Consider the following 17,132-nt stretch of genomic DNA (forward strand, 5'->3'; position numbering starts at 1 on the left):
GGAGGAGCACATGACCACCGACGGATTCACCACGTATCTCTGGTTCGACGGCCAGGCGGAGGAGGCCGCCCACTTCTACGTCTCGGTCTTCAAGAACTCCAGCATCGGCAGTGTCACCCGCTACACCGAGGCCGGGCCGGGCCCGGCGGGTTCGGTGGTGACCGTCGACTTCACGGCCAACGGCCAGAAGTTCGTCGCGCTCAACGGCGGCCCCGAGTTCCGGTTCAGCGAGGCGGTCTCCTTCCAGATTCTCTGCGCCGACCAGGAGGAGATCGACTACTACTGGACCCGGCTCACCGAGGGGGGCGGCGAGGAGGGCCCGTGCGGCTGGCTCAAGGACAAGTACGGGCTGTCCTGGCAGGTGACCCCACAGCGACTGATCGACATGATCAAGGACCCCGACCCGGAGAAGGCGGCCCGGGCCACCCGCGCGATGCTCCGGTCGCACAAGTTCGACATCGCCGAGCTGGAGCGGGCCTACGCGGGCGGGTGACGCGCCCTCGCCCCTCAGCGTGCCCAGGCCCGCTCGCCGACCACGCGCGTGATCTCCCGGGCGATCCGCAGGATGCCGGGGGAGCGGACCGGGCACGGCCTCGGCGTGGACGTCGTGGGTGCCAGACAGAAGTGCAGGTGGTCGTCGCCGCGGTGCAGGGCGGTACGGCCGCGGGCCGGGTCGGTGCAGTAGTCCGGGTGGGCCCGTTCGTAGGCGGTGCAGGGCAGATACCGGGTCCAGGCGTAGCGCGCCGAGGCCGGGCTCACCGCCCTGCCCGCGCCGGCGACGAGATCGCCCGAGGCGGCGGCCCGACGCTCGTACAGGGCGTTCACCCGCCGGACCCGGTCGGGAGCGATCGGGTCCGGTCCCTGCAGCACCCAGACGATCCGGGGACGCCGGGCACCGCCGGCCGCGGCGATCTGCCCGGTGAGCCGCTCGGCGTCGGCGGCGTAGCGCTGGAAGTAGCGGGTGGGGGAGGCGTCGTGGGTGATGCCGTCCATGCAGGGGGTGTAGCCCCAGGAGTTGCCCCAGAACTGCAGCACGACCACGTCCGGGCGCCTCGCCCGCACCAGGGCCGCCGCCTTGTCCCCGGCCGGTACCAGGGAGCGCTCACCCGTGCCCTCCAGGTAGTCGCAGAGCGTGGTGCCCGGGTGAGGGGCACTGGTGTACGTCGCGTGCAGCCGCTCGCGCAGCTCCCGCCCGAGGACCGTCCGGCTCTCCACGGCGAGCGAGTCGCCGAGGTACAGCACGCCGGGCGCTCCGGCGGAAGCGGTCGGGCCCGGGGAGGGTGCGGCGGACCGCCGGTGGGTGGTGGGGGCCGCGCCCGGCGACGAGGACCGGGGCTCCGGCGACACGGACGCGGGATCCGACGGCACGGCCGCCGGATCCCGCGTCCGTGTCGCCGGGTCCTGACAGGCGCCGAGCAGCACCCCGGCCAGCAGCACGCCCACGAACCACGGCTTGCGCATACGGCACACTCCCGTCCCGGCCACCGAAACGGCCCCAGGCAAGCACAGCCGGGGCCGCCGGCGGAAGACACGTCCCGGCCGGTGCCGGCCGCGCTGCCGCACCCTCCGGGGATCCGGCCGGTGCGCAACCGGAGATTCGGCGCGCGGGTCCCCGCCCGGGTGGTTAGCGTGAGGAAACGGACCATCCGACCACCGATCCGTGCGGAAGGCGGCAGCCATGGCCGTGCAACCTGAGGGAGCCCCCTGCTGGGCCGACGCGATGTTCAGTGACGTCGAGGGAGCCAAGCGCTTCTACGGTGACGTCCTCGGCTGGACCTTCGGCGAGTCGGCGCCGGAGTACGGCAACTACACCCAGGCCTACGCGAACGGCAAGGCGGTGGCCGCCGTGGTCCCGCCCATGCCCGGCCAGGAGAGCGAGCCCCAGTGGTGCCTCTACTTCGCCTCCGAGGACGCCGCCGAGACCGCGGGGAAGATCCGCGAGGCCGGCGGCGAGGTGCTGATGGAGCCGATGGAGGTCGGCGACTTCGGCACCATGTGCCTGGCCCGGGACCCCAGCGGTGTCATGTTCGGCGTCTGGCAGGGCGGAACCCACGAGGGGTTCGAGGCGATGGACGAACCCGGCGCGTACTGCTGGGCCGAGGTCTTCACCCGTGAGCCCGAGAAGTCCGACGCGTTCTTCCCGGCGGTCTTCTCCTACTCGGCCAGGCAGATGGAGGACGACCAGGTCGACTTCCGGATCTTCGACCTGGGCGACCGCAGTGTCCTGGGCCGCATGACGATGACGGACGATTTCCCGCCCGAGGTCCCGCCCTACATCAACGTCTACTTCACGGTCGCCGACTGCGACGACGCCGTGGCGCGGGCCACCAGGCTCGGCGGCGTCCTGCGCTTCGGTCCCGTGGACACACCCTTCGGCCGGTTCGCGGCGCTCAGTGATCCGCAGGGCGCGAACTTCTCGGTGATCGACGTCACGAAGACCGAGGGCGAGATGCCGAAGCTCACGGACGTGTCCTGAGCCCGGTCCGGGCAACCCGCCGGGCCATGGCATGATCGGGGCCATGCGTGAACGTGTTGCGGCCGCGTGCGACGGGGCTTCGAAGGGAAACCCGGGCCCGGCGGGCTGGGCCTGGGTCGTCGCCGACGCCTCCGGGACGCCGGCGCGCTGGGAGGCCGGGCCGCTGGGCAGAGCCACCAACAACGTCGCCGAACTCACCGCGCTGGAACGTCTGCTGGCGGCGACCGATCCGGACGTGCCGCTCGAGGTCCGCATGGACTCGCAGTACGCCATGAAGGCCGTCACCACCTGGCTGCCCGGCTGGAAGCGCAACGGCTGGAAGACGGCCGCCGGCAAGCCGGTGGCCAACCAGGAGCTGGTGGTGCGCATCGACGAGCTGCTCGACGGCCGCTCGGTGGAGTTCCGCTACGTGCCCGCCCACCAGGTCGACGGCGACCCGCTCAACGACTTCGCCGACCGGGCCGCCAGCCAGGCGGCCACCGTGCAGGAGCCCGCGGGCAGCGAGCTCGGCTCACCGCCGCCGCCGGCGGCACCGGCCGTCCCGGCGGCCCGGAAGACGCCGCGCCGGGGGCCGGGCGCGGCGTCCCGGAAGGGCGGCGGCGCCTCGTCGCGCACCATCAAGGCGAAGTTCCCCGGCCGCTGCGTGTGCGGCCGCCCCTACGCGGCCGGGGAGCCCATCGCCAAGAACGACCAGGGCTGGGGCCACCCGGACTGCCGTACCGGAGTGCCCGGCTAGTAGCGCGGAGGAGTCAGACGACGCCGCGCCAGCCCCCGGTCTCCCGGCCGCGCGCCTCGATGAAGCTCTTGAACCGCTCCAGGTCGCCCTTGGTCTGCCGGCGCACGACCCCGAGCTTGTCGCCGACCTTCTCGGTGATGCCGTCCGGATGGAAGTCCATCTGCAGCATCACCTTGGTGTGGTCGTCGTCCAGGCGGTGGAAGGTCACCACACCGGCCTGCCTGGCCTCGCCGGACACCGTGGTCCACGCGACCCGTTCGTCCGGGATCTGCTCCGTGATCTCCGCGTCGAACTCCCTGTGCACGCCGTCCACGCTCGTCACCCAGTGCGTGAGGGTGTCGCTGCGCTGTTCGATGCGCTCGACCCCGCTCATGAACTCGGGGAACGACTCGAACTGGGTCCACTGGTTGTAGGCGGTGTGGACGGGGACGCCGACCTCGATGGATTCCTCGACCTGCGACACGCTGTGTCTCCTCCTTCGTCTCGTCGGGTGGAGCCGCGCGGGTACCCCAGCCCCGGGGAGCGAATCCCCCGGGAGCTTCACGATGTGAGCGTGCGTCAGGGACCGCGGGGGCACGTGGTCCGTGTCGGCGGACCACGTCCCCCTGCGGTGGGGGACCACACCTGATGACACACTGGCGGCATGGACGAGCGCACTTTCGACAGGTCGAATCAGCACGCCTCGGTGGTCGGTCTGGGCACCTGGCAACTGGGGGCCGACTGGGGAGACGTCGACGACAAGGAAGCGGAAGCGGTGCTGGAGGCGGCGGCCGAGTCGGGGGTGACCTTCTTCGACACCGCGGACGTCTACGGCGACGGGCGCAGCGAGGAGACCATCGCCACCTTCCTGCGCAGCAGGCCCGATCTGCACGTGCTGGTCGCCACGAAGATGGGCCGCCGGGTCGAGCAGATCCCGCAGAACTACGTCCTGGACAACTTCCGGGCCTGGAACGACCGCTCCCGGCGCAATCTCGGCGTCGACGTCCTCGACCTGGTGCAGCTGCACTGCCCGCCGACCCCCGTGTACTCCAGCGACGAGGTGTTCGACGCCCTGGACACCCTGGTGGAGGAGGAGCGCATCGCCGCGTACGGCGTCAGCGTGGAGACCTGCGAGGAGGCGCTGACCGCGATCGCCCGGCCGAACGTGGCGAGCGTGCAGATCATTCTCAACCCGTTCCGGATGAAGCCGCTGCGCGAGGTCCTGCCGGCGGCCCGGGAAGCGGGCGTCGGCATCATCGCCCGGGTGCCGCTGGCCTCCGGCCTGCTGTCGGGCAAGTACACCAAGGACACGGTCTTCGCCGCGAACGACCACCGCTCCTTCAACCGGCACGGCGAGGCCTTCGACCAGGGCGAGACCTTCTCCGGCGTCGACTTCGCCACGGGCGTCGAGGCCGCCGCCGAGTTCGCCGCCCTCGCCCCCGAGGGCTACACCCCGGCCCAGCTGGCGCTGCGCTGGATCATCCAGCAGCCCGGCGTGACCACCGTGATCCCCGGTGCCCGCTCGCCCGAGCAGGCACGGTCCAACACCGAGGCCGCCCGGCTGCCCGAGCTGTCCGAGGAGACGCTCGCGGCCATCCGCGACCTCTACGACCGGCGCATCAAGGACCAGGTCGAGGGCCGCTGGTAGGACGGCCCGGCCGCCCCTTCCTCACGGCACCAGGAGCAGCTGCCGTTCCTGCTCCTGGTCGCCGGCGGCGGCCCCCTCGTCCCGCGCCGTGAAGGCGTGGGTCAGCGTCTCGCTCGCCGCCTCGACGGCCTGCGGGGTGCCCTGCACGGTGACCGTCACCGGCGCGGAGAGCCGCTCGCCCGTTCCTCGTGGGCCCGGGGCCGCGTCCGGGGCGGGCGGGGAGCTGAAGGTCGCGGTGCGGACCGTCGCCCGCTCGTCGGCCGGGAGGGCGTCGGGCGCCCCGAAGGCACCCTCCAGCGCGCGTACGACCGCCCGCGCGTCGTCGATGCCGCCACCGCTGAGCGTCACGGTGAGCTGAGTGTCGGACATCCTTCGCCTTCCTTCCCGGCCTCTGCGTCGAGTCGCGGTCCGTGTAACCGCCCGCTGATCGCTCAAACCGGACACCGGCGCGGCACGGGGCCTGTCTGCGGGGAACCCGGGAAAGAGGAGATGCAGATTGCGGCACGTCAGAGGGAGGAACAGTGACGGACACGGACTCGGCAGCGGGCTCGGGCCGGCGCAGGGGGCGCAACGAGACCGAGGAGGAGCGGGCGGACCGGATGTGGACGGAGCTCATCCAGGAGGTCCGTGTCGCGCAGATGGGCGTGCAGATCCTGTTCGCCTTCCTGCTCACCGTGGTGTTCACCCCGAAGTACGACGACCTGTCGGACACGGACCGGACGATCTATCTGGTCACCGTCGTCCTGGGAGCCGTGACGACCGGAGCACTGATCGGGCCGGTGTCGCTGCACCGCATCGTCTCCGGGCGGCGGATCAAGCCGCAGGCCGTGCGGTGGGCCTCCCGGCTCACCGTGCTCGGCCTGGTGCTGCTGCTCGCCACGACGGCCGCCTCGCTGCTGCTGATCCTGCGCGTCGCGACCCACGACGGGTTCGTGCCCTATCTGGTCGCCGCCGTCGTGGCCTGGTACCTGCTGTGCTGGTTCGGGATACCCCTGTGGACCCGGCACCGCCACACGTCGCGCTGACCGGCCCCGGTCAGCCCCCGGCGATGACCTCCGCCAGGAAGTCGTCGACGCGCACCTCCTCCCTGCCGGGCCGGACCACCCCATGGGTGTCGCGCAGGAAGGCGGCGACGGCCGGCGCCCACACGTACACCACGGCGCGGTGCCGGCCGCCGTCGGGCCTGGCGTCGCCCAGGAACTCGATGCACAGCTCGTCCCACATGCCCCGCGACTCGGGGCGCAGCCGCACGTCTCCCACGCCCACCGGGCGGGTGAGCCCGGCGCCGACCATCTCCCGGTCCAGCGCCCAGCGCGCGAGCACGCGCCCGTCATGGCTGAACACCATGGTCAGCGCGAACGGGTCCGCGGCGTCGTAGCTCAGATGGGCCATCACGGGGAAGCGGTCCCCGTCGCCCGACTGGAGCTGTACGACGAGGGTCTTGCGCACGAAGGAGTTCACGTCAGGGCCTCCGGGAGAACGGACGTAGAGCCCTCTAGTACCCCGCTCTCCCGCGAGATGCTCAGGCATACGGGTGAACCTCCGGCCCGGCCCGGGTCAGCCCAGGGCGTCCCGCAGCGCGGGCAGCAGCGTCTTCTCCGACCAGTCCAGGAAGGCCGGTTGCGACTCGCCGCCGATCTGCACCAGGGCGATCTCGGTGAACCCGGCGTCGGCGTACGGGCGTACGGCCTCGACGAAGGCGTCCGGGTCGTCACCGCACGGGATCGACTCGGCGACGTCGTCGGGCGTGACGAACTGCGTCGCGGCCTCGAACGAGTCCGGGTGGGGCAGTTCGGAGTTGACCTTCCAGCCGCTGCCGAACCAGCGGAACTGCGCGTGGGCGCGCTTGATCGCCGTGTCCCGGTCGGGGTCGTAGGACACCGGCAGCTGGCCGACGCGCGGCTTGCCCGCGCCGCCGTGCCGGTCGAAGGACTCCACCAGCCCCGGCTCGGGCTCCGTGGCGATCATCAGGTCGGCGTGCTCGCCCGCCAGGGCGCAGGAACGCTCGCCGGAGACGGCGATGCCGATCGGCGGGGGGCTGTCCGGCAGGTCCCACAGCCGGGCCGACTCCACGTCGAAGTGGGTGCCACGACGGTTCACGTGACCGCCCTCGAAGAGCGCCCGGATGATCTCCACGGCCTCCTGGAGCATCTCGTGCCGCACGTCGACGGACGGCCAGCCGCCACCCACCACGTGCTCGTTGAGGTTCTCGCCCGAGCCGAGCCCCAGCCGGAACCGGCCCTCCGACAGCAACTGCAGCGTCGCCGCCTTCTGCGCCACCACCGCCGGGTGGTAGCGGAACGTCGGACACGTCACGTACGTCATCAGCGGAATGCGCGACGTGGCCTGCGCGGCGGCCCCCAGCACGGTCCAGGCGTAGGGGGCGTGCCCCTGCGAGCGCAGCCACGGGAAGTAGTGGTCCGAGGTCACCGAGAAGTCGAAGCCCACCTGCTCGGCGCGCACCACATGGTCGACGAGCTCACGGGGGCCGGCCTGCTCGGTCATCATCGTGTATCCGATTTGCACCATGAATGGCGAGTCCCCGTCCGGGCGGAGCGAAAACGGCACGCCGACCCCTCGGCGGGGGCCGGGTCGCCGCGGGAGGATGCCGCCATGACCGCCCGCCCGCTGCCCTCCGGCACCCCCGCCGCCCACGGTGTCGACGCCGCCGGCGTCCACGCCTTCGTGGACGCCCTCGAAGCCGCCGCGGACATCGAACCGCACAGCCTGATGATCATGCGGCACGACCGCGTGGTGGCCTCCGGCTGGTGGGCGCCCTACACACCCGGACGCCCGCATCTGCTGTACTCGCTCAGCAAGAGCTTCACGGCGACCGCCGCCGGCATCGCCGCCGCCGAGGGACTGCTCCGCCTCGACGACCCGGTGATCTCGTACTTCCCCGAGTTCGCGGACGACGTCACCGACCCGCGCACCCGGGCGATGCTGGTACGGCACGTGGCGTCGATGGCCAGCGGGCACGAGGCCGAGACCCTCGACCGCGCCCACGAGGCCGACCCCGACGACCTGGTGCGCGGGTTCCTGCTGCTGCCGCCCGAGCGCGAGCCGGGGACCGTCTTCGCCTACAACCAGCCCGCCACCTACACCCTCGGCGCCATCGTCCAGCGCGTGACGGGCGAGTCGCTGACCGCCTACCTGCGCCCGCGCCTGCTCGACCCGCTCGGCATCGCGGAGGTGGCGTGGCTCGGCGACCGGAGCGGACGCGAGCTGGGCTTCAGCGGACTGCACGCCACCACCGACGCCGTGGCCCGGCTCGGCCTGCTCCACCTGCGGGACGGGGTCTGGGAGGGCCGGCGGCTGCTGCCCGGGTGGTGGGTCGCCGAGGCCACCCGCGCCCAGGTGACGAACGCGGACGGCACGGCCGAGGGGGCGCTGTCGGACTGGCAGCAGGGCTACGGCTTCCAGTTCTGGATGTCCCGGCACGGTTACCGCGGCGACGGCGCCTACGGTCAGTTCTGCCTGGTGCTCCCCGAGCAGGACGCCGTGATCGCCGCGACCGGGGCGACCGAGCGGATGCAGGAGGTGCTGGACCTGGTCTGGGAGCACCTGCTGCCCGCCTTCCGCCCCGGCCCGCTGCCGGACCGGGCGGAGCGGGACGCGGAACTCGCCGGGCGGCTGGCCCGACTCGCGCTGCCGCCGGCCGCCGGCGGTCCGGTGCCGCCGGACCGGGCCGGTCAGTGGGCCGGGGCCGTGTTCACGCCGCAGGGTGGTGCCTGCCCGCAGCAGCCCCGCCTGACCGAGGTCCGGGTCTCGGCGGACGCCGACGGCTGGGGCCTCGCGCTCACCGAGGACGGGCACCGGCTGGAGCTGCGGCTGGGCCGGGCCGAGTGGGCCGTCACCGAGGAGCCGGTCCCCACCGCGGTGAGCGGCGGATGGACCGACGCGGCGACCCTGGTCGTGCACGTGGTGTTCCTCCACACGCCGCACCGCCTGACGGTGAGCTGCTCCCTGGCGGACCGCACGTTCACCGCGCACTGGGCCACCCGCCCGCTGCGAGAGGTTCCGCTGCGTCTGCTGCGCGCGCCCCGCCGGTCAGGCTGAGCCCTCCCGGAACGTCTCCAGGAACGCGGCGAGCGCCCGCTCGTTGGCCGTCTCCTCCCAGTCGGCGGCCGGAGTCGTCCAGCGCAGCGAGAAGCTGCGCCCGCCGCCGAGGAGGAAACCACGGCCGAACGTGCGCACCCGGGTGCCGTCGTCCCGCGCGAGCCACTCCATGTCGGCCGCCTCGCGTCCCCGGTACGTGGTCGCGCGGATCTCGCCGATCCTCCGGTAGCCGCCCGAACGACGCAGACCGGGCTCGACGTCGTCCCGCCAGACCGCCACGGGGTCCGCGCCCGCCCGCTCGCTGTAGGTGACCGCGAGGGTGCGCGGATCTCCGGACGCGCCGAAGACCACGCGGTACGCCGGCCCGGACACGCGGGAGGTGTCCAGCCGCCGCCAGTCCTCGGGGAGCGCGACGGAGAAGCCCTCCGGCGCGTCGTAGCGGCGGAACCCGGCCGGCACGGCGGTCCCCGGCACCGACGGTGACGGCGTCGCGCTCGGCCGGGGACCGGCACCGGGGCCGGCACCGGCGCCGTCGCCGGCGCCGTCGCCGGGCGGGGCGGCGGGGTCGGCGGGGCGGGCCTGCCCGCCGGTGGCGGAACCGCCGCTACCGGGCAGCCCGAGGGTGGCGGCGAGGACGGCGACGGTGACGGTGACGACGGCCAGGGCGGTGCCCGCGGCCACCGTCCGCCGGCTCCACCTCCGCCCCGCGTGACGGGCGGCGGCGTACGCGCCGCGCAGCCGGGGGCGGGGAACCGGCCGCACGGCCGCCTGGGGTTCCTCGGTCAGCACCCGGGCGAGGGCCTCGCGGACCACCGGAGGGGTCAGCCGCTCCCGGCAGTCCTTGCGGAGCAGCCCCTGGACCGCCCGGGTGAGCGGGCCGGCCCGCACCGGCGTGCGCAGCGGCAGCCTGTCCACGCCCTTCAGCGTGGCCTCGGGTCTGCCCCGGTCACGGAACGGCGGACGGCCCTCGACCATCGTGTAGAGGATCGCGCCCAGGGTCCACAGGTCGGCGGCGGGCCCGATCCGCTCGTCCCGGGCCTGCTCCGGGGAGGCGTACGACGGTGCGGTGAGCCGCGGGGCGAGGGTGGCTCCCGCCAGCCCGAAGCCGGTGACCACCACGGAGCCCTCCTCGCGCACGAAGACCTGCCCGGGGCTCAGCTCACCGTGCGTGATGCCCTGACCGTGCGCGGCCGCCAGTACGTCCAGCAGCTCCGCTCCGACGCGGGCCGCCCGCACGTAGTTGAAGGTGCCCTGCTCGGCGAGGAGTTCGCCCAGCGGCACGCCGCCGACCCACTCGGTGACCGTCCACAGGGAGCCGTACTCCACGACGGCGTCGACCACCGCGGCGATCCGCCCGGGGCACAGCAGCTGCATGGTCTCGCCGGTGCGCATGATCCGTCCGGTGGCCCGGCGGGCGGCCTCGCCGGTCAGGTCCTCGGGGAGCCCGATCTGCGTGACCAGGCACGGGCGGGCCGCCTCGACGTCCTCCCCGGACCAGCAGACGCGGTTCGTCTCGCGGTGGACGACCTCGAGAAGCCGGTACCGTCCGGCGACCCACTCGTGTGTGGAGACGTGCGCCCTGCCCATGGCCATCCCTCGCTCGCGCCCCTGGCTCTCAGCTTGCCCAGAGGTACGGTGAGCGGGCCCGGGTGCGTTCAACGAGTTCGGCACGTTGCGGGGGAAAGCGTCCGCAGCGGTGCGTGCCGTCCCGGACCGGGCGGCGCGCGGGTCAGCGCAGACCGAAGCGGGACGTCCAGGCCGCCATGTCGGCGGCCGTCGCGTTGCCCCCGCACACCACCAGCCCGATCCGGGCGCCGTCCCCCACCCGCTGCACCACGCGCCGGGCCGCGGGCAGCAGACAGCCGGCGGCCGGCTCGGTCCACACCTTCGCGTGCTCGGCGAGTTCCAGCGACCCCTCGAGGGCCTCCCGGTCGGGCACCACGAGGATCTCTTCGACCTGGGCGGCCACATGGTCGTACGTCAGCCGGGACACGGCCGGCGCGCTGAGCGTGGTGACGATCGAGGACAGCGCCACCGGCACCGGGCCGCCCGCCGCCAGCGCCCGCGACATGGCCTCGGCGCCCTCGGTCTCCACGCCCCAGATCCGCAGGCCGGGCCGGCGGGCCCGAAGCGCCGTCGCGACGCCCGCGATCAGCCCGCCGCCCCCGATGCTCACGAGCACGTCGGTGAGCTCCCCGGCGTCCTCGGCGAACTCCAGGCCGACGGTGCCCTGCCCCGCGATCACCACGGGATCGGCGAAGGGGTGCACCAGCGTCAGCCCCTCCTCCTGCAGCCGTGTCACGAGCGCGAAGGCACCGTCCATGTCGTCGGTCAGCCGCACCGACGCACCCGCCTCCTCGGCGGTCTCCACGGAACGGACGGGTGCCGAGCGCGGCATGACCACCGTGGCCTTCACATCGAGCGCCGCGGCCATGACCGCCACGGCGATGCCGTGGTTGCCGCCGCTGACCGCGACGACCCCGGCGGCCCGCTCGGCGTCGGTGAGCGACAGCAGCTTCGCCGTGGCGCCGCGCGCCTTGAAGGAGCCGGTGCGCTGCAGCAGTTCCAGCTTGGCGGTGACCGGAACCCCGAGCAGCGCGGACAGGCCGGGGCTCGGCACGGTCGGGGTGCGCACGACGTGTCCGGCGATCCGCTCGGCCGCGGCTTCGATCTCCGTGATCCCGATCAACGCAGTCATCCTTCCGGCGCGGACGGGGAGCCGCACCACTTCGCACCCTTTCGCGCGACGCGCTCAAGGTCAACACCGTTCCGCGTGCACGGCCTGCCGCTCAGAGGCCCCGCCGCACAGGAGGTCCAGCAGCGAGCGCGGCTCCCCGGCCGGCGCCGTCGCGCGGCCGCCGGCCCGGCCGACCGGAGCGGCCGTCTCCTGCGACCTCAGTGCTGCTGCGCCTTCTGCGGTGTCGCCTCGCTCGGGCGCACCACGACGTACCCCTCACCCTGGAGCATCAGCTGCACGGCCTCCCCGGAACCGCCGCGCAGCATCGACCCGAGGGACTGCGAGCGGTGCAGGGACGTTCCCAGCCCCGCCGTCCAGCCGACGACGGCGTCCGTGTCGACGTACACCGGATACTGCGGCGCGACCGGGATGACCAGCGGATTGCCCTCGCACACCAGCCCCAGCCGGCCGTGCCCCGTGAAGACGCTGTTGAACAGGCCGCCACCGGCGATGCCCGAACCTTTGACGGTGGAGATGCGGTACGACAACGACGCGTCGAAACACAGGACGTTGCGCCCGTTGACGGTGAACTCGTCGCCCGGCTCGACCTCGACGATGAAGCAGTTCTGCGCCTCGTGCGCGAACCACGCCTCACCCTGGCCGCGCACCGCCATCAGCGGGAGCCCCTCGCCGGTGACCGCGCGCTTGAGCATGCCGCCCACGCCCTGGCCCTTGCGCTCGAACTGCAGGTCGCCGCGGTAGGCGACCATCGCTCCCTGCCGGGCGTGCATCTCGCCGTTCACGGCGTACCGGATGCACTTGGCGTTCTCGACGGTCATGCCCGGCGCCGTGGCGGGCTGCACCATGTGCTCGCTGGAAAAGAGGTCACCCTTCATGGGGGCATCCTGGCCCGGACGACCGCGTTCCGCCAAGATCGCCCCTGTGCGTCCCGGTCAGCCGCCGAAGAGCTGCGTCCAGTACGTGCCGGCCCGGCCGCCGCCGGCCAGTCCGACCCCGATGTGCGTGAACTCCGGCTTGAGGATGTTGGCGCGGTGCCCGGGGCTGTTCATCCACCCCTCCACCACGTCGGCGGGGGAGCGCTGGCCGCAGGCGATGTTCTCGCCGATCGTGCGCTGTGCGGAACCCGCGGCGGCGGCCCGGTCCCAGGGCCGGCCGCCGTCCGGGTCGGTGTGGGAGTAGAAGTCGCGGGCCACCATGTCCGCGCTGTGCGCCTGAGCGGCGGCGGTGAGCCGGGGATCGGCTGCCAGCGGGCGCAGACCGGCCCTGGTCCGCTCCCGGTTGGTGAGGCCGACGACGTCGGCTGTCGTCCGGGCCAGGCCGGCCGGTGTCAGCGGCACGGCCCACAGTGCCGTCCAGTACGTGTCGCCCGAGGGCCCGCCGATGACGTACCCCCATCCCACGTGGGTGAAGGCCGCGTCGTGCAGGGTGCGCCGGGTCCGCTCGGTACGCAGGCAGTAGGCGACGAAATCGGCGGGCGTGCGCGGGCCGGAGACCAGGTGCTCCCCTACGGTCAGATACGCGTACCCGGCGCAGACGACGCGCTGGTGGACGGAGACGCCGTCCCGGGTCTCGACGCTCAGGCCGCCGGCGGCGGCCATGGCGGCGGCGTGGTCGCGGGCCGCGGAGGTCAGGCGCGGGTCGGCGGAGACGGGCGGGGAACCGGCGCCCGCACGGGCGGAGTTGACCAGTTCCACGAAACCGTCGGAGCCGGCGGACGGGACCGGCGCCCGGGCGGGCGCCGGCGTCTCGTCCACGACCTCCACCCCGAAGTCCCGGGCGAGCCCGGCGAGCCCGTCGGCGTATCCCTGGCCCAGCGCGCGGAGCTTCCAGCGGTCGCCGCGCCGGTAGAGCTCCGCGAGCAGCAGTACGGTCTCCTGCCGCGGGCGGGACGGGGTGAACCGGGCGAGCGTCCGGCCGCCCGCGTCGGTGACGTGGAGCGCGGGGACGGGCAGGGCGCTCAGAACCGCTCCGGGCTCGGCGGGCTGACCGCGACCGTCACCCGGGTGGCGCCGGGGCGCAGCCGGGCCGGGTCGACGGTGAGCGTGTCGTCCCGCAGCCGGGCCCCGGGGGCGTCCGGCTGGTTGTAGAAGACGAAGTCGTCGTCACCGCCCACCTTGCCGCCGTCGTCCGTGACGAGCGCCGACACGTCGAACGCGCCGGGCACCCGGATGCTCACGGGGCCGCTCGGCAGGGGGAGGTTGCCCCCGGGGACCAACTCGCTCATCGTGCCGCCCTGCTGTGTCGTGGTTCGCGCTCCGCTGGGTGGGTGTGGGGACAACGTCCCCCGGGCGGCCGGGGTTCCCGGCGCCGCCGGCGTCAGCCCGAGGCCGTCGGCTCGGCAGCGATCAGCCCCTGCCGGTAGGCGACCGCCACCGCCTCCGTACGGCTCGCCGCGCTCAGCTTGGCGAGGATGTTGGAGACGTGGACGCTCGCCGTCTTGGCGCTGATGAACAGCTCCTCGCCTATCTGCCGGTTGCTGCGTCCGAGGGCCAGCAGCCGCAGCACCTCCCGCTCACGGGCCGTCAGCACCGAGCCGCGGTCCCCGCCGGCCGGCCCGGGCGTCAGCCGGCCGCGGCGGACCAGATCGTCGAGCCGCTCCCGCAGCAGCGTGGCGCCGAGCCGGTCGGCCTCCCGCCGTACCGCGTCGGCCTCGACGGCGGCCTCCTCGCGGCGGTCGGCCGCCAGCAGCGCCTCGGCCAGCCGCAGCCGGCACCGCGCGTGTTCGTAGGCGTCGAGGTGGGCGAAGCCGGCCACCGCCGCCGCCCAGGCCGCCGGGTCCGGCCCGGACACCGCCCGTCCCCGCTCCGCCTCGGCGCGGGCCAGCCACGCCTGCCCCTCCGGGCCCTGCGACATGCCGCCCTCGCCGTGCCCGGCCGACTCCCGTGCCTGCTCCACGAGGCCGGCCGCGGTGTCCGCCCAGCGGCGCGCCCCCTCCTCGTCACCGGTCAGGCGCAGCTCCGCGGCCCTGTCGGCGACGGCGGCCAGCGCGAGAGCGGCGAGCCGGACCGTGACGTGGGGCAGCGTCCCCGCGGCGTCGGTCAGGGCCTCGACCGTCGACCGCATCCACCGCACGGCCTCCTCCGCATCCCCGCGCAGTGCCGCGGCGTCGGTCAGCACGATGCCCGCGACCAGCGTCCCCATCCAGTCGAACGGCCCCTCCAGCAGCGTGCGGGCGCGCTCGGCGGCCCCGAAGTCGCCGCGCGCCAGCGCCACGTACAGCGGGGGTCCGGCCGTGTAGCCGCCCGCGGCGGGCAGTACCCCGGCTTCGTCCGCCGCCTCGCGCACGCACTCGTCCCAGCGGCCCAGGGTGTACTGCACCAGCAGCCGCAGGTACCGCATCTCCCGCGGGTACGGCGCGGACAGCAGACCGGAGCGGCGGGCCCGGTCCAGTCCCTCCGTCGCCCACGGCAGGCACTCCTGCAGGTCGCCGGACTCGAAGCAGCCGATGGCGAGGTTGAACAGCGCGCGCAGCTCCACCGGCGCGTTGCCCGCCCGCCGCGCCAGCTCCCGGGCCTCCTGGAGCCGTTCGCGGCCCTCCGGCGTGCGCCGGCCGCTGCCCTCCAGGGCGACCAGGGAGACGAGCAGGTCGGCCCGGGCATCGTCGACCCCCAGTGCCTCCGCGACGCGCAGGGCACGGCGGGCGGTGCGCAGCGCGGTCTCGTTGTCCCCCAGCTGGCGGGCGGTCACGACGTGCGTGGCGGCGGCCCACACCCAGGTCGCCGACGGGGGCTCGGCGGGGATCAGGGCGAGGGCCTCGCTGCTGTGGGCGAAGGCGGCCGTGAGACTGTCGACGTTCAGCAGGTTCCCGGCCAGGGTGTAGCGGACGCGGGCGGCCAGCTCCAGGTCCGCGTCCTGGCCGAGGCCGGCCAGCGCCGACCGGGTCAGGGAGACCGCGCGGTGCAGCTCACCGGCGTGCGCGGCCGCCGCCGAGGCACGCAGCGTCAGCGTCACCGTGTCGGTCCCCGCCGGCCGCGCGGAGGCGTCCACCGCCGCCCACAGGTCGAGGGCCGCCTCGACGTGCCGCAGCTCCTCGGCGGGCGCGCCGACGCGCTGGGCGTGGTCGGCGGCCTCCAGCGAGGCGGCGAGCGCCTCGGGCAGGTCGTGGCTCTCCCGGTAGTGGTGGGCGCGCTCGGCCGCGTTCCCGGCGCGGCGGTCCCGCCCGGCCAGCAGCCGGGCGAACGCGCCGTGCAGGCGGGCCCGTTCACCGGGGAGCAGGTCGGCGTAGACCGCCTCCCGCGCGAGGGCGTGCCGGAAGGAGTACGTGTCACCCTCGCCGGGGACCAGGAGCTGCCGTTCCACGGCCTCGCGCAGCGCCGTCTCCAACTCGGCCTCGGGCAGCCCGACGGCGTCCCGCAGCAGGTCGTGCCCGACCCGGCGCCCGGCGACGGCGGCGGTGCGCAGCACCTGCTGTGCGGTGTCGGAGAGCTGCTCGAACCGGATCAGCAGGACGTCGACCAGGCCGGTGGGCACCCCTCCCGCCGGCGTGTCGGTGGCCGCGACCAGCTCCTCCGCGTAGAAGGCGTTGCCCTCCGCGCGCTCGACGATCCGGTGGACCGTGGCGTCCGGCAGCGGACGCTCCCGCAGGGCGCGCACCAGCCGGGCCACGTCGGCGTCGGGCAACGGACGCAGTTCCATCCGCTCCACGGCGGGCAGCCGCACCAGCTCGGCGAGGAGCGGGCGCAGGGGGTGGCGGCGGTGCAGGTCGTCCGCCCGGTACGAGGCGAACACCGCGAGCCGGTGGGCGGGCGCTCCGCCCGCCGGATGCTGGAGGATCCCCCGGCTCAGCAGGAACCGCAGCAGGTCCCGGGAGGACTGGTCGGCCCAGTGCAGGTCCTCCAGGACCAGCAGCAGCGGAGCGGCCTGCGCCAGCTCGACCAGGAGCGCCGCCACACCCTCGAAGAGCCGCAGCCTGGCGTCCGCGTGACGCGTGGCGTCCGTACCGCCGCCGAGCAGCCGGTCGAGCACCGGGTGCGCGGCGAGGACGGGGGCGAACCGCTCGTCCCCGGCGAGCACACCCAGGATCTCGGTGAACGGCAGATACGGCAGACCCACGTCACCGAGGTCGACGCAGTGCCCGGTGAGCACGGTGGTCCCGGCCTGCGCGGCCCGGTCGGCGACCTCGTCCAGCACGCGGGTCTTGCCGACTCCGGCGTCGCCCGCGATCAGCACCGCGCGGGCCGCCCCGCCGCGGGCACGTTCCAGTACGCCGGTAAGGCGGGCGAGTTCGGCCTCACGGCCGACGAGCGGGGTGGTGAATGAGATCTGCGGCACGCCGACCATCCTGGCACGTGCCTCCGACAGCACCGCCGCGGCCGGGGATGCCCCAGCGGGTGTCCGCGCAGTCGCCTGCCCCGCGCTGCCCGGTGCGGCCCCCGCGCGCGGGTGATGCCCCACCGCCGCACCGGGCGAACACCCGAGAACGACCCTGGCGTCCGCCCGGCACTCCGCCGGCCTCCGGCCGGGGTGGGGTGGGGTCCCGGAGCACGCACCGGACGCCGCGGGGCCCGCCCTCCGGGCGGACGACGTGACCTCGCGG

15 protein-coding genes and 1 pseudogene are annotated in these 17,132 nt (G+C 74.3%); 6 read left to right on the plus strand and 10 right to left on the minus strand.

Translation table 11 applies throughout. The features are described from left to right. Positions 1–10 precede the first annotated feature (10 nt). Positions 11–493, plus strand: a complete 483-nt coding sequence (locus tag IE260_RS16880) for a VOC family protein (protein WP_189872746.1) — start codon at positions 11–13, stop codon at positions 491–493. 14 nt (positions 494–507) lie between these two features. Here the strand turns inward: IE260_RS16880 and IE260_RS16885 are convergent, their stop codons facing one another. Then, a complete protein-coding gene (locus tag IE260_RS16885; RefSeq protein WP_189872645.1) occupies positions 508–1,461 on the minus strand; it encodes an SGNH/GDSL hydrolase family protein in 954 nt (317 codons plus the stop codon). A 217-nt stretch (positions 1,462–1,678) separates the two neighbouring features. Here IE260_RS16885 and IE260_RS16890 point away from each other — a divergent pair, with 217 nt between their 5' ends. Together IE260_RS16890 and IE260_RS16895 are read left to right on the plus strand one after the other, a co-directional pair. Then, entirely contained in the window at positions 1,679–2,476 is a 798-nt protein-coding gene (locus IE260_RS16890) for a VOC family protein (RefSeq protein WP_189872647.1), read from the plus strand. Positions 2,477–2,507: 31 nt separating this feature from the next. Beyond that, positions 2,508–3,212, plus strand: a complete 705-nt coding sequence (locus IE260_RS16895) for a ribonuclease H family protein (RefSeq protein ID WP_189872649.1) — start codon at positions 2,508–2,510, stop codon at positions 3,210–3,212. 13 nt (positions 3,213–3,225) lie between these two features. Here IE260_RS16895 and IE260_RS16900 read toward each other — a convergent pair whose 3' ends face one another. Beyond that, a complete protein-coding gene (locus IE260_RS16900; protein ID WP_189872650.1) occupies positions 3,226–3,675 on the minus strand; it encodes an SRPBCC family protein in 450 nt (149 codons plus the stop codon). Positions 3,676–3,855: 180 nt separating this feature from the next. On the opposite strand from IE260_RS16900, the gene IE260_RS16905 reads away from it, so the two are divergent. After that, entirely contained in the window at positions 3,856–4,839 is a 984-nt protein-coding gene (locus IE260_RS16905; RefSeq protein WP_189872652.1) for an aldo/keto reductase, read from the plus strand. Positions 4,840–4,860: 21 nt separating this feature from the next. On the opposite strand, the gene IE260_RS16910 is transcribed toward IE260_RS16905, so the two are convergent. Continuing rightward, positions 4,861–5,208: a hypothetical protein gene (locus IE260_RS16910; RefSeq protein ID WP_189872653.1), complete on the minus strand. Its 348-nt coding sequence runs from the start codon at positions 5,206–5,208 to the stop codon at positions 4,861–4,863. Between the two features lie 152 nt (positions 5,209–5,360). Between IE260_RS16910 and IE260_RS16915 the strand changes: the two genes are divergently transcribed. Continuing rightward, positions 5,361–5,864 carry a DUF6328 family protein gene (locus IE260_RS16915; RefSeq protein WP_189872654.1) on the plus strand — a complete coding sequence of 168 codons (504 nt, stop codon included), beginning with the start codon at positions 5,361–5,363 and terminating at the stop codon, positions 5,862–5,864. 10 nt (positions 5,865–5,874) lie between these two features. Here the strand turns inward: IE260_RS16915 and IE260_RS16920 are convergent, their stop codons facing one another. Together IE260_RS16920 and IE260_RS16925 are read right to left on the minus strand one after the other, a co-directional pair. Further along, a complete protein-coding gene (locus IE260_RS16920; RefSeq protein ID WP_189872655.1) occupies positions 5,875–6,300 on the minus strand; it encodes an SsgA family sporulation/cell division regulator in 426 nt (141 codons plus the stop codon). Between the two features lie 96 nt (positions 6,301–6,396). Further along, positions 6,397–7,368, minus strand: a complete 972-nt coding sequence (locus IE260_RS16925; RefSeq protein ID WP_189872656.1) for an LLM class F420-dependent oxidoreductase — start codon at positions 7,366–7,368, stop codon at positions 6,397–6,399. 84 nt (positions 7,369–7,452) lie between these two features. Between IE260_RS16925 and IE260_RS16930 the strand changes: the two genes are divergently transcribed. Continuing rightward, the gene (locus IE260_RS16930) at positions 7,453–8,898 is read left to right on the plus strand and encodes a serine hydrolase domain-containing protein (RefSeq protein ID WP_189872657.1); all 1,446 of its coding nucleotides are present in this window, start codon (positions 7,453–7,455) and stop codon (positions 8,896–8,898) included. On the opposite strand, the gene IE260_RS16935 is transcribed toward IE260_RS16930, so the two are convergent. The 5 genes and pseudogenes from IE260_RS16935 to IE260_RS16955 form a co-directional block, all read right to left on the minus strand. Beyond that, positions 8,890–10,491 carry a serine/threonine protein kinase gene (locus IE260_RS16935; protein WP_189872658.1) on the minus strand — a complete coding sequence of 534 codons (1,602 nt, stop codon included), beginning with the start codon at positions 10,489–10,491 and terminating at the stop codon, positions 8,890–8,892. The two genes, IE260_RS16930 and IE260_RS16935, sit on opposite strands and share 9 nt — an antisense overlap. 136 nt (positions 10,492–10,627) lie before the next feature. Further along, on the minus strand, positions 10,628–11,587 hold the full coding sequence (locus IE260_RS16940) for a threonine/serine dehydratase family protein (RefSeq protein ID WP_189872659.1): 960 nt from the start codon (positions 11,585–11,587) through the stop codon (positions 10,628–10,630). 206 nt (positions 11,588–11,793) lie between these two features. Next, positions 11,794–12,471, minus strand: a complete 678-nt coding sequence (locus IE260_RS16945) for an AIM24 family protein (RefSeq protein ID WP_189872660.1) — start codon at positions 12,469–12,471, stop codon at positions 11,794–11,796. A 57-nt stretch (positions 12,472–12,528) separates the two neighbouring features. Then, positions 12,529–13,820: pseudogene (locus IE260_RS16950) on the minus strand (CAP domain-containing protein). A 92-nt stretch (positions 13,821–13,912) separates the two neighbouring features. Then, the gene (locus IE260_RS16955; RefSeq protein ID WP_189872661.1) at positions 13,913–16,876 is read right to left on the minus strand and encodes a helix-turn-helix transcriptional regulator; all 2,964 of its coding nucleotides are present in this window, start codon (positions 16,874–16,876) and stop codon (positions 13,913–13,915) included. Positions 16,877–17,132: the final 256 nt, after the last annotated feature.

The organism is Streptomyces viridiviolaceus, from assembly GCF_014650995.1.
In the GTDB taxonomy this organism is placed as follows: Bacteria; Actinomycetota; Actinomycetes; order Streptomycetales; family Streptomycetaceae; genus Streptomyces; species Streptomyces viridiviolaceus.

Coding starts and splice junctions, on each gene's coding strand:
- IE260_RS16880 (WP_189872746.1), top strand. CDS start 11: ATGACCACCGACGGATTCACCACGTATCTCTGGTTCGACGGCCAGGCG.
- IE260_RS16885 (WP_189872645.1), bottom strand. CDS start 1,461: ATGCGCAAGCCGTGGTTCGTGGGCGTGCTGCTGGCCGGGGTGCTGCTC.
- IE260_RS16890 (WP_189872647.1), top strand. CDS start 1,679: ATGGCCGTGCAACCTGAGGGAGCCCCCTGCTGGGCCGACGCGATGTTC.
- IE260_RS16895 (WP_189872649.1), top strand. CDS start 2,508: ATGATCGGGGCCATGCGTGAACGTGTTGCGGCCGCGTGCGACGGGGCT.
- IE260_RS16905 (WP_189872652.1), top strand. CDS start 3,856: ATGGACGAGCGCACTTTCGACAGGTCGAATCAGCACGCCTCGGTGGTC.
- IE260_RS16910 (WP_189872653.1), bottom strand. CDS start 5,208: ATGTCCGACACTCAGCTCACCGTGACGCTCAGCGGTGGCGGCATCGAC.
- IE260_RS16925 (WP_189872656.1), bottom strand. CDS start 7,368: ATGGTGCAAATCGGATACACGATGATGACCGAGCAGGCCGGCCCCCGT.
- IE260_RS16930 (WP_189872657.1), top strand. CDS start 7,453: ATGACCGCCCGCCCGCTGCCCTCCGGCACCCCCGCCGCCCACGGTGTC.
- IE260_RS16935 (WP_189872658.1), bottom strand. CDS start 10,491: ATGGCCATGGGCAGGGCGCACGTCTCCACACACGAGTGGGTCGCCGGA.
- IE260_RS16945 (WP_189872660.1), bottom strand. CDS start 12,471: ATGAAGGGTGACCTCTTTTCCAGCGAGCACATGGTGCAGCCCGCCACG.
- IE260_RS16955 (WP_189872661.1), bottom strand. CDS start 16,876: ATGGTCGGCGTGCCGCAGATCTCATTCACCACCCCGCTCGTCGGCCGT.